This window comes from Streptomyces anatolicus, assembly GCF_019400875.1.
GTDB classification, from domain to species: domain Bacteria; phylum Actinomycetota; class Actinomycetes; order Streptomycetales; family Streptomycetaceae; genus Streptomyces; species Streptomyces anatolicus.
In genome coordinates this window covers 1-13,615 of the sequence record NZ_WMBF01000158.1, presented here as the reverse complement: position 1 = coordinate 13,615, position 13,615 = coordinate 1, and the positions used below count along the sequence as shown (strand labels likewise).

General features: G+C 72.3%; 13 protein-coding genes. 1 reads left to right on the top strand and 12 read right to left on the bottom strand.

Annotated elements, in window-relative coordinates:
* Positions 1–95: 95 nt before the first annotated feature.
* Entirely contained in the window at positions 96–1,181 is a 1,086-nt protein-coding gene (locus tag GKQ77_RS16295) for a prephenate dehydrogenase (RefSeq protein WP_219689495.1), read from the bottom strand.
* Positions 1,178–1,546: a chorismate mutase gene (aroH, locus tag GKQ77_RS16290; protein WP_219689494.1), complete on the bottom strand. Its 369-nt coding sequence runs from the start codon at positions 1,544–1,546 to the stop codon at positions 1,178–1,180. The genes GKQ77_RS16295 and aroH overlap by 4 nt, the downstream gene beginning before the upstream one ends.
* 159 nt (positions 1,547–1,705) lie before the next feature.
* Between aroH and GKQ77_RS16285 the strand changes: the two genes are divergently transcribed.
* On the top strand, positions 1,706–2,434 hold the full coding sequence (locus GKQ77_RS16285; protein WP_219689493.1) for a nucleotidyltransferase domain-containing protein: 729 nt from the start codon (positions 1,706–1,708) through the stop codon (positions 2,432–2,434).
* A 10-nt stretch (positions 2,435–2,444) separates the two neighbouring features.
* On the opposite strand, the gene GKQ77_RS16280 is transcribed toward GKQ77_RS16285, so the two are convergent.
* The 10 genes from GKQ77_RS16280 to GKQ77_RS16235 form a co-directional block, all read right to left on the bottom strand.
* Positions 2,445–3,449: an ADP-ribosylglycohydrolase family protein gene (locus tag GKQ77_RS16280; protein WP_219689492.1), complete on the bottom strand. Its 1,005-nt coding sequence runs from the start codon at positions 3,447–3,449 to the stop codon at positions 2,445–2,447.
* A complete protein-coding gene (locus GKQ77_RS16275; protein ID WP_219689491.1) occupies positions 3,446–4,171 on the bottom strand; it encodes an NUDIX hydrolase in 726 nt (241 codons plus the stop codon). Before GKQ77_RS16275 ends, GKQ77_RS16280 begins: the two co-directional genes overlap by 4 nt.
* 83 nt (positions 4,172–4,254) lie before the next feature.
* On the bottom strand, positions 4,255–5,463 hold the full coding sequence (locus GKQ77_RS16270; RefSeq protein WP_219689490.1) for a pseudouridine synthase: 1,209 nt from the start codon (positions 5,461–5,463) through the stop codon (positions 4,255–4,257).
* Between the two features lie 12 nt (positions 5,464–5,475).
* Positions 5,476–6,129 carry an SMC-Scp complex subunit ScpB gene (gene scpB / locus GKQ77_RS16265; RefSeq protein ID WP_219689489.1) on the bottom strand — a complete coding sequence of 218 codons (654 nt, stop codon included), beginning with the start codon at positions 6,127–6,129 and terminating at the stop codon, positions 5,476–5,478.
* Positions 6,126–7,121, bottom strand: coding sequence for a segregation and condensation protein A (locus tag GKQ77_RS16260; protein WP_219689488.1), 996 nt, complete (start codon positions 7,119–7,121; stop codon positions 6,126–6,128). Before GKQ77_RS16260 ends, scpB begins: the two co-directional genes overlap by 4 nt.
* Before the next feature lie 19 nt (positions 7,122–7,140).
* Entirely contained in the window at positions 7,141–7,752 is a 612-nt protein-coding gene (locus GKQ77_RS16255; RefSeq protein ID WP_308117684.1) for a hypothetical protein, read from the bottom strand.
* Positions 7,737–8,867 carry a ParA family protein gene (locus tag GKQ77_RS16250; RefSeq protein ID WP_125511864.1) on the bottom strand — a complete coding sequence of 377 codons (1,131 nt, stop codon included), beginning with the start codon at positions 8,865–8,867 and terminating at the stop codon, positions 7,737–7,739. Before GKQ77_RS16250 ends, GKQ77_RS16255 begins: the two co-directional genes overlap by 16 nt.
* Before the next feature lie 389 nt (positions 8,868–9,256).
* Positions 9,257–10,372, bottom strand: coding sequence for an alanine dehydrogenase (gene ald / locus GKQ77_RS16245; protein WP_219689487.1), 1,116 nt, complete (start codon positions 10,370–10,372; stop codon positions 9,257–9,259).
* A 145-nt stretch (positions 10,373–10,517) separates the two neighbouring features.
* Entirely contained in the window at positions 10,518–12,611 is a 2,094-nt protein-coding gene (locus GKQ77_RS16240) for a tetratricopeptide repeat protein (protein ID WP_219689486.1), read from the bottom strand.
* Between the two features lie 216 nt (positions 12,612–12,827).
* The gene (locus GKQ77_RS16235; protein ID WP_219689485.1) at positions 12,828–13,454 is read right to left on the bottom strand and encodes an NUDIX domain-containing protein; all 627 of its coding nucleotides are present in this window, start codon (positions 13,452–13,454) and stop codon (positions 12,828–12,830) included.
* Positions 13,455–13,615: the final 161 nt, after the last annotated feature.

Sequence of the window (13,615 nt, the reverse complement as noted above, 5' to 3'; positions counted from 1 at the left end):
AGGTTACTGGCTCGCGCCCGCTGCCCTTACAGCCCCTTCGGCGGCCCCCGCCGAGGCCGCTCCGAGGCGATCCCCCTGCCGCCGGACCGGAACGTCTACTGCCGGATCGACCAGCCGCGTTCCCGCAGCGCCGCGCTGAGCACGGCCGCGGCCTTCGGCTCCACCATGAGCTGCACGAGGCCCGCCTGCTGACCGGTCGCGTGTTCGATGCGGACGTCCTCGATGTTGACGCCCGCGCGGTCCGCGTCGGCGAAGATGCGGGCGAGCTGGCCGGCCTTGTCGTCGATGAGCACCGCGACGATCTCGTACGCGGCCGGGGCCGTGCCGTGCTTGCCGGGCACCCGGGTCCGGCCCGCGTTGCCGCGCCGCAGCATGCTCTCGACGCCCGCCGCGCCCTCGGACCGCTTCTCCTCGTCGGCGGACTGGAGGGCGCGCAGCGCGGTCACGGTCTCCTCCAGGTCGCCGGCGACCTGGGCCAGCAGGTCGGCGACCGGGCCGGGGTTGGCCGAGAGGATGTCGATCCACATCCGGGGGTCGGAGGCGGCGATCCGCGTGACGTCGCGGATGCCCTGGCCGCACAGGCGTACGGCGGTTTCCTCGGCGTTCTCCAGGCGGGCCGCGACCATGCTGGAGACCAGGTGCGGCATGTGGGAGACGAGGGCGACCGCGCGGTCGTGGGCGTCGGCGTCCATGACGACGGGCACGGCACGGCAGAGCGCGACGAGCTCCAGGGCGAGGTTGAGCACCTCGGTGTCGGTGTCGCGGGTCGGGGTGAGCACCCAGGGCCGTCCCTCGAAGAGGTCGGCGGTGGCGGCGAGCGGGCCGCTGCGCTCGCGCCCGGACATGGGGTGCGTACCGATGTACGGGGCGAGGTCGAGGCCCAGCGCCTCGAGCTCACGGCGCGGGCCGCCCTTGACGCTCGCCACGTCGAGGTAGGCGCGGGCGGCGCCGCGCCGCATGGTGTCGGCCAGGGTGGCGGCGACGTGCGCGGGCGGTACGGCGACGACGCACAGGTCGACAAGTCCCTCAGGGGATTCGTCGGTACCGGCGCCGAGCGCGGCGGCGGTGCGGGCCTGCGCCGGGTCGTGGTCGGCGAGATGGACGGTGACGCCGCGGGAGGCGAGGGCGAGTGCGGCGGAGGTGCCGATCAGGCCGGTGCCGATGACGAGGGCGGTTCTCACTGGGCGATGTCCTTGCGGAGTGCGGCGGCGGCACCGAGGTAGACGTGCGCGATCTCGGAGCGGCGGCGGTCGGTGTCGATGTGCGCGAGGACGCGGACGACGCGGGGCATGGCGCCCTCGATGTCCAGTTCCTGCGCGCAGATCAGCGGTACGTCGGCGAGGCCGATGCCGAGCCCGCGGGCGGCGGCCGCGGGGAAGTCGGAGTGCAGGTCGGGGGTGGCCGTGAACCAGATGCTGATCAGGTCGTCCCCGGTCAGCGCGTTGCGCTCCAGGATGGCGGTGAGCAGCGCGCTTACCTGCTCGCGCATGTGCCCGGCCTCGTCCCGCTCCAGTTGGACGGCGCCCCGGACCGCTCGTACCGCCACAGTGCTGCTCCTCGCTCGCGTACGTATGACTGTTGTACGGCAAGGGTAGTCAGCGCCCGTCGCGGGAGCGCGCGGCGCCCGTCTGCCGAGACGGACCGGGCCAGGCCTGTCCCGGATATTCGAACGCGCGGGGCCCGGCCTGCCCCGTACGCTCCCGGCATGCCCGCCGACGACCTCGTACGCGACCGCGCGTCCTCCCCGTTTCCCCCGGGTGACCTCGTACGCGACCACACGATCTACGCCTGCGTGATGGGCTCGCGCGCCTTCGGTCTGGCCACGGAGGGCAGCGACACCGACCGCAGGGGTGTCTTCCTCGCCCCCACCGCGCTGTACTGGCGCTTCGAGAAGCCGCCCACGCACCTCGACGGGCCCGCCGACGAACAGTTCAGCTGGGAGCTGGAGCGCTTCTGCGCGCTCGCGCTGCGCGCCAATCCGAACATCCTGGAGTGCCTGCACTCCCCGCACGTCGAGCACGTCACGGAGAGCGGCCGGGAACTGCTCGCGCTGCGCGAGGCGTTCCTCTCCCGCCGGGTCCACGAGACCTTCACCGGCTACGCGCTCGGCCAGCGCAAGAAGCTGGAGGCGGACCTGCGCGTCCATGGCGCACCCCGCTGGAAGCACGCCATGCACCTGCTGCGCCTGCTCATGTCCTGCCGTGACCTGCTGCGCACCGGCAGGCTGACGATCGACGTGGGTGACCAAAGGGACCCGCTCCTCGCGGTCAAGCGCGGTGAGGTGCCGTGGCCGGAGGTGGAGGCGTGGATGGACCGGCTCGCGGCCGAGGCTCGGGTGGCGGCCCCCGACAGCCCCCTGCCCGCCGAACCGGACCGGGAGCGGATCACGGACTTCCTCTTCCGGGTACGGCGGGCCTCGGCCCTGGCGGCCTGAGCCGGTCGGTTCAGGCGTCCCAGAGCGCCCCGAACCCCAGCAGCTCGTCCCGGTGCTCGACGCGCCCGGCCCAGTCGGCGGGCCACGCGTCGGCGCCGAGGTGGGCGCCCGCGAAGGCCCCGGTCAGGCAGGCGATCGAGTCGGAGTCGCCCGAGGTGCAGGCGGCCCGGCGCAGGGCCGTGACGGGCTCGTCGACGAACATCAGGAAGCAGAGCAGGCCGGTGGCGAGCGCCTCCTCGGCGATCCAGCCCGCGCCGGTGGCCAGGCAGGGGTCGGTCTCCGGGTTGGCTTGCCGCAGCGCGGCCTCCAGGCGCTCCAGGACGGCCAGGCACTCGTCCCAGCCGTGGGCGATGAACCGCTCCGGCGACGAGGCCCGGGAGCGGGTCCACAGGTCGCCGAGCCACGCCTCGCGGTAGTGGGTGCGGTTGTCCAGGGCGTACGAGCGCAGGAGGCCGACCAGGCCCATCGGTTCCGCGCCCCGGGCCAGCAGCCGCACCGCGTACGCCGTGAGGTCGCTCGCGGCGAGCGCGGTGGGGTGGCCGTGGGTGAGGGCGGACTGGAGCTGGGCGGCGCCCGCGCGCACGTCGTCGTCCATGCCGGGCAGCAGTCCGAGCGGGGCGACCCGCATGTTGGCACCGCAGCCCTTGGAGTGCGGCTGACTTGCGTCCCGCCAGTCCCGCTCCTCGTCGGCGAGCAGTTCGCAGGCCCGGATGCAGGTGGTACCCGGGGCGCGGTTGTTGTCCGGCGACTCGTTCCACGCGACGAACTCCCGCCGCGCGAGGTGCGCGAACCGCTCCGGGCCGCACAGGCCGCGCTCGGCGGCGGTCTTGAGGGCCCGGCTCAGGGCCAGCGTCATCTGTGTGTCGTCCGTGATGAAGGCGGGGTCCGGCAGCTCCATCTCCCGCCAGGGCCCGCACTTGGCGAGGATCGACGGCACGTCGTTGAACTCGGTGGGGAAACCCAGCGCGTCCCCGAGGGCGAGGCCGATGAGGGATCCCGTGGCGGCGCGCTTCATGAGGACGGTCCTTCCGAGGTGGGGCGCAGCAGGGGCGGGTGGAGGGCGGTCGCGGTGCCCGCCCGGAAGAGCGCCGCGGGCTTGCCGCGCCCGCCGGTCAGCCGCGCCGCGCCGGGGACCGCCTCGACGAGCCCGGCGGTGTTGACGACCTTGCGCCGGAAGTTGGCGGGGTCGAGTTCGGCGCCCCAGACCGCCTCGTAGACCTGGCGCAGCTCGCCGAGGGTGAACTCGGGGGCGCAGAAGGCGGTGGCGAGCCCGGTGTACTCCAGCTTGGCGCCGACCCGGTCGTGGGCGTCGGCGAGGATCCGGTCGTGGTCGAAGGCGAGCGGCCGGTACGCCGCCGGGCTGTAGGGCAGCCAGGCCGCGCGGGCCGCGTCGCCTCCCCCGCGCACGTCCGGTGGGTCGGCGACGAGCGCCGCGAAGGCCACGGAGACGACCCGCATGCGCGGATCGCGGTCCGGTTCGCTGTAGGTGCGCACCTGCTCCAGATGGAGGCCGCTGACGTCCGCCAGCCCGGTCTCCTCGGCCAGCTCGCGCTGGGCCGCGCTCTCGGCGGACTCGTCCGGCAGCACGAATCCGCCGGGCAGCGCCCAGCGGCCCGCGTACGGCTCCTGGCCGCGCTCGACGAGCAGCACGTGCAGAGCGCCCTCGCGGATGGTGAACACCGCGAGGTCGACGGTGACGGCGAACGGTTCGAAGGCGTGCTTGTCGTAACCCCGCATGCACGACCACCCCCCTCTCTTTATGGTCTCGATGACTATAAAGAGAGGGGGGTGGCCTACGCAAGGATTTCCCGCGGGTCGGTCTACAGGTCGACTTCCTTCATCAGCATGCCGACCTCCGTGTTCGAAAGGCGCCGCAGCCACCCGGACTTCTGGTCGCCCAGGGTGATCGGCCCGAAGGCCACCCGCACCAGCTTGTCGACGGGGAAGCCGGCCTCGGCGAGCATGCGCCGCACGATGTGCTTGCGGCCCTCGTGGAGGGTAACCTCGACGAGGTAGTTCTTGCCGGTCTGCTCGACGACGCGGAAGTGGTCCGCGCGGGCGTAGCCGTCCTCCAGCTGGATGCCGTCCTTGAGCTGCTTGCCCAGGTCACGCGGGATCGGGCCCACGATGTGCGCGAGGTAGACCTTCTTCACGCCGTACTTGGGGTGGGTGAGGCGGTGCGCCAGCTCACCGTGGTTGGTGAGCAGGATGACGCCCTCGGTCTCGGTGTCGAGCCGCCCCACGTGGAACAGGCGCGTCTCGCGGTTGGTCACGTAGTCACCGAGGCACTGGCGGCCCTCGGTGTCCTCCATGGTGGAGACGACACCGGCGGGCTTGTTCAGCGCGAAGAACTGGTACGACTGCGTGGCCACCGTCAGGCCGTCGACCTTGATCTCGTCCTTCTCGGGGTCGACGCGCAGCCCCTGCTCGACGACGATCTCGCCGTTGACCTCGACGCGGGCCTCGTCGACCAGCTCCTCGCAGGCGCGGCGCGAGCCGTAGCCCGCGCGGGCCAGCACCTTCTGCAGGCGCTCGCCCTCCTGCTCGGCGCCGGGGAAGGTCTTGGGGAGGTTCACCTTGGGCTTGCCCGCGTAACGCTCGCGGTTGCGCTCCTCCTGCCGGGTGTCGAACTCGCGGGAGGTCGCGGGGGCGCCGCGACGGCTGCCGCGGGCTCCGGTGCCCTGGGAGGTACGGGGGCCGCCCTTGGCGCCACCGCGCGCGGCCGCGCCGCGGCCCTTGCGCGCCGCGGACCCGAAGACCGCGTCGGAGCCGCCCACGTCATAGCGGCGCTCCTCGGGGCGCGGCTTGCTCGGCCTGCTGGGCTTGTCGTCGCGCTTGTCGTCCCGCCTGTCATCGCGCCTGTCGCCCGGCCTGCCGCCGCCCTGCCTGCCGCCGCCCTGCCTGTCGTCGCGGCTGTTACCGGCACCCCGGTAATTGCCGCGGCCACCGCTGCTGCCACGGCCGCCGCTGTTGCCACCACGGCTCCCGCCGTTGTTTCCGCTGCTGTTCTTGCCGTTGCTGCTTCGCATCAAAAGTTCCGTCTAGTCGACTGTGCTCTGGGTGTACTCGTACCCCGGCGCATCGGGTGCGTCCGGGTCGAACGACAAAGCGCCCTCCTGGCTCTCGGCCTCGATCGCGTCCGCCTCGGGGAGGAAGGGCGCGAGCTCCGGCAGCTCGTCCAGGCCGCGCAGGCCCATCCGCTCCAGAAAGTAGTTCGTCGTCCTGTACAGGATCGCACCTGTTTCGGGTTCCGCGCCCGCCTCCTCCACCAGACCCCTCTGGAGAAGGGTGCGCATCACACCGTCACAGTTCACCCCGCGCACCGCGGAGACCCGCGAACGGCTGACCGGCTGGCGGTACGCGACGACCGCGAGGGTCTCCAGAGCCGCCTGGGTGAGCCGCGCCTGCTGCCCGTCGAGCACGAAGCCCTCCACGGCCGCGGCGTACTCGGGACGCGTGTAGAACCGCCAGCCGCCCGCGACGAGCCGCAGCTCGAAGCCCCGCCTCTGCACGGTGTACTCGTCGGCGAGGGCGCGCAGCGCGTCGGCGACCTCGCGCCGGGGCCGCTGGAGGATCTTCGCCAGGTGTTCCTCGGTGGCGGGCTCGTCGACGACCATCAGGACGGCCTCCAGCGCGGGCCGCAGCTCCAGGTCTGCGACGGCGCCCGCCAGGGATCCCGTGGGGTGCTCGCTCACGCCTTCTCCTCCATCGGCTCGGGGGCCCGGTCGAACTCGTCGGTCACGGTCGGCTCCCCGGCGCCGTCCCCGCCGGTCCAGCGGACCATCAGCTCCCCCAGGGCGTCCTCCTGGTCCAGGGCGACGGCCTTCTCGCGGTACAGCTCCAGCAGGGCGAGGAAGCGGGCGACGACGGTGAGGGTGTCCCCCGCGTCCGCCACGAGCACCCGGAAGCTGGCCTCGCCCCGCTCCCGCAGCCGGGCGACGACGAGAGCGGCCTGCTCCCGCACGGACACCAGCGGGGCGTGAATGTGATCGACGTACACCTGCGGCTTCGCGCGGGGCTGCATCGCCTTCACGGCGAGCTTGGCGAACCCTTCGGCGCCGATGCTGATGACCACTTCCGGCAGCAGCTCGGCGTGGTGCGGCTCAAGGCCCACGGTGCGCGGATAGCGCCGCGCCTCCTCCTCGAGCCGCCCGCTGAAGATGTCCGCGATCTGCTTGTACGCGCGGTACTGCAACAGACGCGCGAAGAGCAGGTCCCGCGCTTCGAGCAGCGCCAGGTCGGCCTCGTCCTCGACCTCGGCGGTGGGCAGCAGCCGTGCGGCCTTGAGGTCGAGCAGGGTGGCGGCGACCACCAGGAACTCGGTCGTCTGGTCGAGGTCCCAGTCGGCCCCCATGGCCCGGATGTGCGCCATGAACTCGTCGGTCACCTTGGAGAGCGCGACCTCGGTGACGTCCAGCTTGTGCTTGGCGATCAGCTGGAGCAGCAGATCGAAGGGCCCTTCGAAGTTCGCGAGCCGGACCTTGAACCGCCCGTCGTCGGGCTCGGCCGCGGACTCGGGCTCGGCCGCGGGCTCAGGCTCAGGGGCAGGCTCAGGCGCAGGCGCAGGATCGGGCTCAGCGGCGGGCTCGGGCCCAGCCGCGGGCTGCTCCGCGGGAGCCGCCGCCCCCGGCCCCCGCCCCAGGGCGCGTCTGCGGGCGGGCGGTGCGGGGTCGTCGTTCGTGGCCATCAGGCGGGAAGGCTACCCCTTAGCGCCCGCGCAACCGTCGTACGAGAATGCTCGCGTCCCCGCGCGACTCCAGATCGGCGAGGACGACGGCGACCGCCTCGCGCACGATCCGCCCGCGGTCGACCGCGAGCCCGTGCTCACCGCGGAGCACCAGGCGCGCGTGTTCGAGGTCCATCAGCTCCTCGGCGGAGACGTACACGGTGATCTTCTCGTCGTGCCGCTCACGCCCGCTCGGCCGCCGGTTGGCCGCCCGCGCCCGCCGCCGGGCCTGCGCGGTGGAGGACCCGGATGCCGCCGGTGCACCGGCGGACTTGCCGCCGCCCTGGGCGGCAGAACCTTCCTGCTCAGTCTGCGCACGGCGTCCGGAGCCCTTATCGGCGTCGCCCGTGGAACGGCTGCGCGACTCGGCGCCCGACTCCGCGTCCGTGGCGGCGTGTTCGGCACCCTCGCCGCCCTCGCCCCGCGCCGCCGCGTCCTCGGCCGCCGCGGCCGTCTCGTCGCTCTCGCCCGCCGGGGCGGGCACCCTCGCCTCGCCGTTCGCCGGGCGCCGCGGGGAGGACGACTGGAGGGCCATCCCCCCGGTCGTGCGGAACAGCTCGTCGGCCCCGGGCAGACTCACTCGGCGTGACACCGGGCGAGCACCTCCCTGGCGAGCTGGCGGTAGGCGGCCGCGCCGACCGAGTTGGAGGCGTACGTGGTGATCGGCTCACCGGCGACCGTGGTCTCCGGGAAGCGGACCGTGCGCCCGATGACCGTGTGGTAGACGTGGTCGTCGAAGGCCTCGACCACGCGCGCGAGCACCTCACGGCTGTGCACCGTGCGGGAGTCGTACATGGTCGCGAGGATGCCGTCCAGCTCCAGCTCGGGGTTGAGCCGCTCCTGGACCTTCTCGATGGTCTCCGTCAGCAGGGCCACACCGCGCAGCGCGAAGAACTCGCACTCCAGCGGCACGATCACCTTGTGAGCCGCCGTCAGGGCGTTCACGGTGAGCAGGCCGAGCGAGGGCTGACAGTCGATCACGATGTAGTCGTAGTCCTGCATCAGCGGCTTGAGCGCCCGCTGGAGCGTGGACTCGCGCGCGACCTCGCTCACCAGCTGCACCTCTGCGGCCGACAAGTCGATGTTGCTGGGCAGCAGGTCCATGTTCGGGACCGCCGTCTTCAGGAGCACCTCGTCCGCGGACATGCCGCGCTCCATCAGGAGGTTGTAGACCGTCAGGTCCAGCTCCATCGGGTTCACCCCGAGGCCCACCGAGAGGGCGCCCTGCGGGTCGAAGTCGACGAGCAGGACCCGTCGCCCGTACTCCGCGAGGGCGGCGCCCAGGTTGATGGTCGACGTCGTCTTGCCGACGCCGCCCTTCTGGTTGCACATCGCGATGATCTTGGCCGGACCGTGGTCGGTCAGCGGGCCCGGGATCGGGAAGTACGGCAGCGGGCGGCCGGTGGGGCCGATGCGCTCGCGGCGCTGACGGGCGGCGTCGGGCGCGAGCGTGGCCGCGTACTCCGGATCGGGTTCGTACTCGGCGTCTGGGTCGTAGAAGTGCCCCTGGGGCAGTTCCTCGTAGTCGGCGAGGTGGGTGTGGGTGTTATCGCCACTCCGGTCGCCGGCCATGGCGTTCACGTGATGGCCATCCATGCTCTGGGGTGCTGACTGTCTCGGCTGGGGGCTCTGCCGGGCTTCGAAGGTGCGGACAGCGACGGAGCCGACAGCCTCGAGCCCGACGGGTCCTTGGTCCCGCACAGGCATTCCTGGTTGACCACCCCCGGGAGCAAATGTCGACTCATTCACAAGTCGTCTTACCTCCTTGGTGACCAGGAAATTTCTCGATAGGTCAGCGTGGCACCATGCCGACGGTTGGCGACTCTATGGCGTGTCACCGCTCCGCAGCAACACAATCCGCCGGACCGGACCCGATGTGTCGGCAAAGGAACACCTCGATGTCAAGGGCATGCGGCTTGCCAACGGCACGTTTCCGGGGTGGGCGAATCGGTTAAAGGGTTACGTTCAAGGCGAGTTGAGCGTGTCCACACGGATACGCATACGGCCGGACCCCTCTCAAGGTCCGGCCGCGGGCGTGAGATTGACGACTTTCGTTGACGAAAGTGTCCGAGACCGACCGGAGTCGGTCACCTGGGTCAGCCGAGGAGCGACTCCAGCTCGAGGTGTTCGAGACCGTGGGCCTCGGCGACCTCCTTGTAAACGACCTTGCCGTCATGGGTGTTGAGACCCAGGGCGAGCGCGGGGTCACGGCGCAGCGCCTCGACCCAGCCGTTGTTCGCCAGCGAGACGATGTAGGGCATCGTCGCGTTGGTCAGGGCGTAGGTGGAGGTGTTGGGCACGGCGCCGGGCATGTTGGCGACGCAGTAGAAGACCGAGTTGTGGACCGGGAAGGTCGGCTCGGCGTGCGTGGTCGGGCGCGAGTCCTCGAAGCAGCCGCCCTGGTCGATCGCGATGTCGACAAGGACACTTCCCGGCTTCATGCGCGAGACCAGCTCGTTGGTGACGAGCTTCGGGGCCTTGGCGCCCGGGATGAGGACGGCACCGATGACGAGGTCGGCGTCCAGGCAGGCCTTCTCCAGCTCGAAGGCGTTGGAGATGACCGTCTGGATCTTCGTGCCGAAGATCTTGTCGGCTTCCTTGAGCTTGTTGATGTCCCGGTCGAGCAGGGTCACGTGGAAGCCCATGCCGATGGCGATCTGCGCGGCGTTCCAGCCGGAGACGCCGCCGCCGATGACGACGGCCTTGCCCGCGGCCACGCCCGGGACGCCGCCCGGCAGGACGCCGCGGCCGCCGTTGGCGGCCATCAGGTGGTAGGCGCCGACCTGCGGGGCCAGCCGGCCCGCGACCTCGGACATCGGGGCGAGCAGCGGGAGGGCGCGGCCCGCGGTCTCCACGGTCTCGTACGCGATGGCGGTCGTGCCCGACTCCAGGAGCGCGTCCGTGCACTCCTTGGACGCGGCCAGGTGGAGGTAGGTGAAGAGGGTCTGGTCCTTGCGGAGGTGGTGGTACTCCTCCGCGATGGGCTCCTTGACCTTCAGGAGCAGGTCCGCGGTGGCCCAGACCTCGTCGGCGGTGTCCAGGATCCGGGCACCGGCCGAGACGTACTCGGCGTCCGTGATCGAGGAGCCGACCCCGGCGTTCCGCTCGATGACGACCTGGTGGCCGTGGCGCACCAGCTCGTGCACACCGGCGGGGGTGATGGCCACCCGGAACTCGTTGTTCTTGACCTCGCGGGGGATGCCGACCTTCATCGTCGATCACGGTCCTTGGCTCAGGGGATTTCTCGGGCAATGCAGCACAGACCGGTGCACACGAGGGCGCAACGGGAGGCACCACGAATGTACGCGGCGGAGCCAGTCTAATGAAGGATTTCTCGCTGTCTAGCCTTTCAATACTTCAATCCTCTGCGGATGCACTACGGATTTCGTAGGCGGAAGGCGGTGCTCCACCGTTCGATTCAAGCCTCACGGCCTCCGGGTACTCCTCTCCCAGCATGCGCTCGGCCGCGCTCCTGTGCAGCCGGGCGGCGACCGGGTCGCCGAGCCGCTCCAGGGTGTCCGCGAGGCGGAGCTGCAACGCCGCCTGGAGACGTACGTCGTTGGCGTGTCGCGCCCACTCGACGGCTTCCTGACAGGTGCGCAGCGATTCCTCGGGCCGGCCCGCGTACTCCTGCACGCGGGCCATCTCGCTCAACGCCCTTGCCTGGGCGGCCACATCGCCGCTCTTGCGGTGCCCGGTGACGGCCGAGCTCCAGTTGCGCAGCGCCTCGCCGTAGCGTCCCGCGTAGGTGTGCACGGCTCCGATACGGCCGTAGAGGCGGGCGGCGTCTGCGCGCTCGCCGCGGGCCAGGCGCTGGGCCAGGGCCCTGCCGAACCAGTCGGAGGCCCGGGACCAGTCCCCCAGTTCCTGGTAGGCGCCGCCTACGGATTCCATCGCGCGGCCGGTGGCGTACGGATCGTTCGCCGCGCGCCCCGCGTCGAGCGCCGCCCGGTAGCGTGCCAGCGCCTCGCGCGTGCGTCCCGTCTGCGCGTCCAGGTCCGCGAGGTTGAGCAGCGCGGCGGCCTGCTCGCGCGGCAGGTCCCGGCGCTCGGCCACGTCCAGGACGAGCCGGTGGATGCCGTAGAGGTCCGGGGCGGCCGCCTGAGTGCCGTGGTGCGCGACAAGGGCCCGGGTCAGGGCCGCCATCAGGCGCCGGGCGAGGGTGTCGAGCTCGCCGTCGGCCACCGCGAGCCGGGCCGCGGCGAGCAGCGCGGGCCGGCGGGCGGCGAGCCACTCGGCGGCGGCGCCAGGGCCTTCGAATCGCTGGGCGCGCGGCAGTCCCGCGATCTTCTTGCGGGCGGCGGAGGCGTCCGGCTCGGTGACCGCGCGGCAGGACTGCAGCAGGCGCACGGTCCGCTCCAGCATCCGGGCGCGGGCCAGCTGCAGCTCGGCGGGCCGGTCCTGGCTCTCGGTGAGGGAGCGCAGGAGCGGCACCAGGCAGCCCGGCACCTCGTACTGCGGCAGGGGTGAGGCCACGCGCCGGACGAGTCCGAGGGCGGCGAAGTCCTCCAGCGCGGCCTTGGCCCCGGAGACCGAGCAGCCCGCGAGCGCGGAGGCGGTGTGCGGGTCGACGTGGCCCGCCGGGGCGAGGGAGAGCAGGCGAAGGACGCGCGCGGAGGGCCCGGAGAGCGAGGCGTAGGTGTGCCGGAAGACGCGGGCGAGGGGCGGGCCCTCGTCGGGCAGGTCGTGCAGCCGCTTGGCCAGATCGGCGACGGCCGCCTTGGGGCGCACGGAGAGCCAGCCCCCGGCGAGCACGAGGGCCTGCGGATGGGCGGCGCACGCCTCGACCAGGGACTCCGCCGAGCGCGGGTCGACCGTGATGCGCACGGGCCCGGCGGCGCGGGAGAGCAGTTCCACCGCGGCCGCCTTGTCGAGGCCGCCGAGGGTGCACGGCCGGACGTCGGGGATGCCGGTGAGCGGGCCCTCGGAGACGGCGAGGACCAGGCAGCCGGGGGTGTCGGGGAGCAGCGCGTCGACCTGTTCGGCGTCGGCCGCGTCGTCGAGGAGCAGCAGGGCCCTGCGCTCTTTCAGCGCGTCCCTGAGCAGTGCGCACAGGTCGTCGGCGCAGGCCCCGGGCGGGGCGGGGACGGCCAGGGCGTCGAGGAGTTCGCGGGCGGTGCGCTCGGTCGGCACCCGTTCGCCGTCGGGGTCGGTGAGGCGGGCGCGCAGCACCGCGTCGGGGTAGTCGCCCGCGAGCCGGCGGACCAGTTCCTCGGCGAGTGCGGTGCGGCCGGAGCCGGGGCGGCCCGCGATGAGCAGGACGCGGGCGCGGGGCGCCTTGCGGCCGGAGAGGGTGTCGAGTCCGGCCCGGTCGATGTCCGCGCGGAGTTCCTTCAACTCTCTGAGCCGGCCGACGAACTGATCACTTGTCGGCTCCCCAGCGGCAGCGGCCGGTGGCGGCACCGCGCCGTCCGCCGCCGTACCGTCCGTGTCGACCGCCTGATCCGTCACGGGCCACGCTCCCGTCCGCCTGCGCACGAACCCGCCGGGACTTCTGGCGGGACGCTTGGAGAGCCTAGTTCAGGCCCTGCGGGGCGTTGGGACATGCGGCGCGCACAAGTCGCCCGATCGGATCAGCAGATCGTCATACTGGTACGGCTGAACGGGAAGCCGCCTCGCGATCTCCGGGAAGCCGCCCGCGGGCCTCCGGGAAACGGCCCCCGCGGTCTACGCCTCGAAGGGGCGCGCGGGCCAGGCCGCCTCGGCCGGGCGCAGCGCGTCGAGGCCGTCGCCGTTCAGGGCCGCGTAGAGCGAGAGCGCGCCCACCACGAGGCAGTTGTTGTGCAGCTCCCCGGCGAGCACCCCGCGGATGAGTTCGTCGAGCGGTACGCGGGTCAGCTCCATGTCGGCCTCCTCCTCGAAGACCTCGAAGCGCTCCCCCTCGGCCTCGGCGAGATCGCGGGCGAGGAAGACGCGCACGGCCTCGTCGCAGCCGCCGGGGCTGGTGTAGACGTCGGTGAGGACGCGCCAGTCGCCCGCCTTGACGTGCGCCTCCTCGTACAGCTCGCGTTGGGCGGCGTGCAGGGGGTTCTCGCCGGGGACATCGAGCAGCCCCGCGGGGATCTCCCAGAGCTTGTGGCGGACCGGGTGGCGGTACTGGCGGATGACCAGGACGCGGCCCTCGCCGTCGAGCGCGAGGACGGCCACCGAGCCGGGGTGGACCTGGTAGTCGCGGTGGACGACGGATCCGTCGGGCATGACCACGTCGTCGGTGCGCACCGATGTCTTGTTCCCGACGAACGGGGTCTGGGTGGCGGTGACCTGCCACTCCTCGGCGGTGTCCTTGATCGTCATGTCGCCCGTTCCTCCCACACGTTCAAACGAAAACCGGGGTACGCGTCCCAGCGGGACACGCACCCCGGCAACCGTATCTCCCTGGTGCTACTTGCCCGGCTTCGCGTTCGTCTTGCGCTCGACGGCCGCCTTCACCAGCCCCGCGAAGAGCGGGTGGGGGC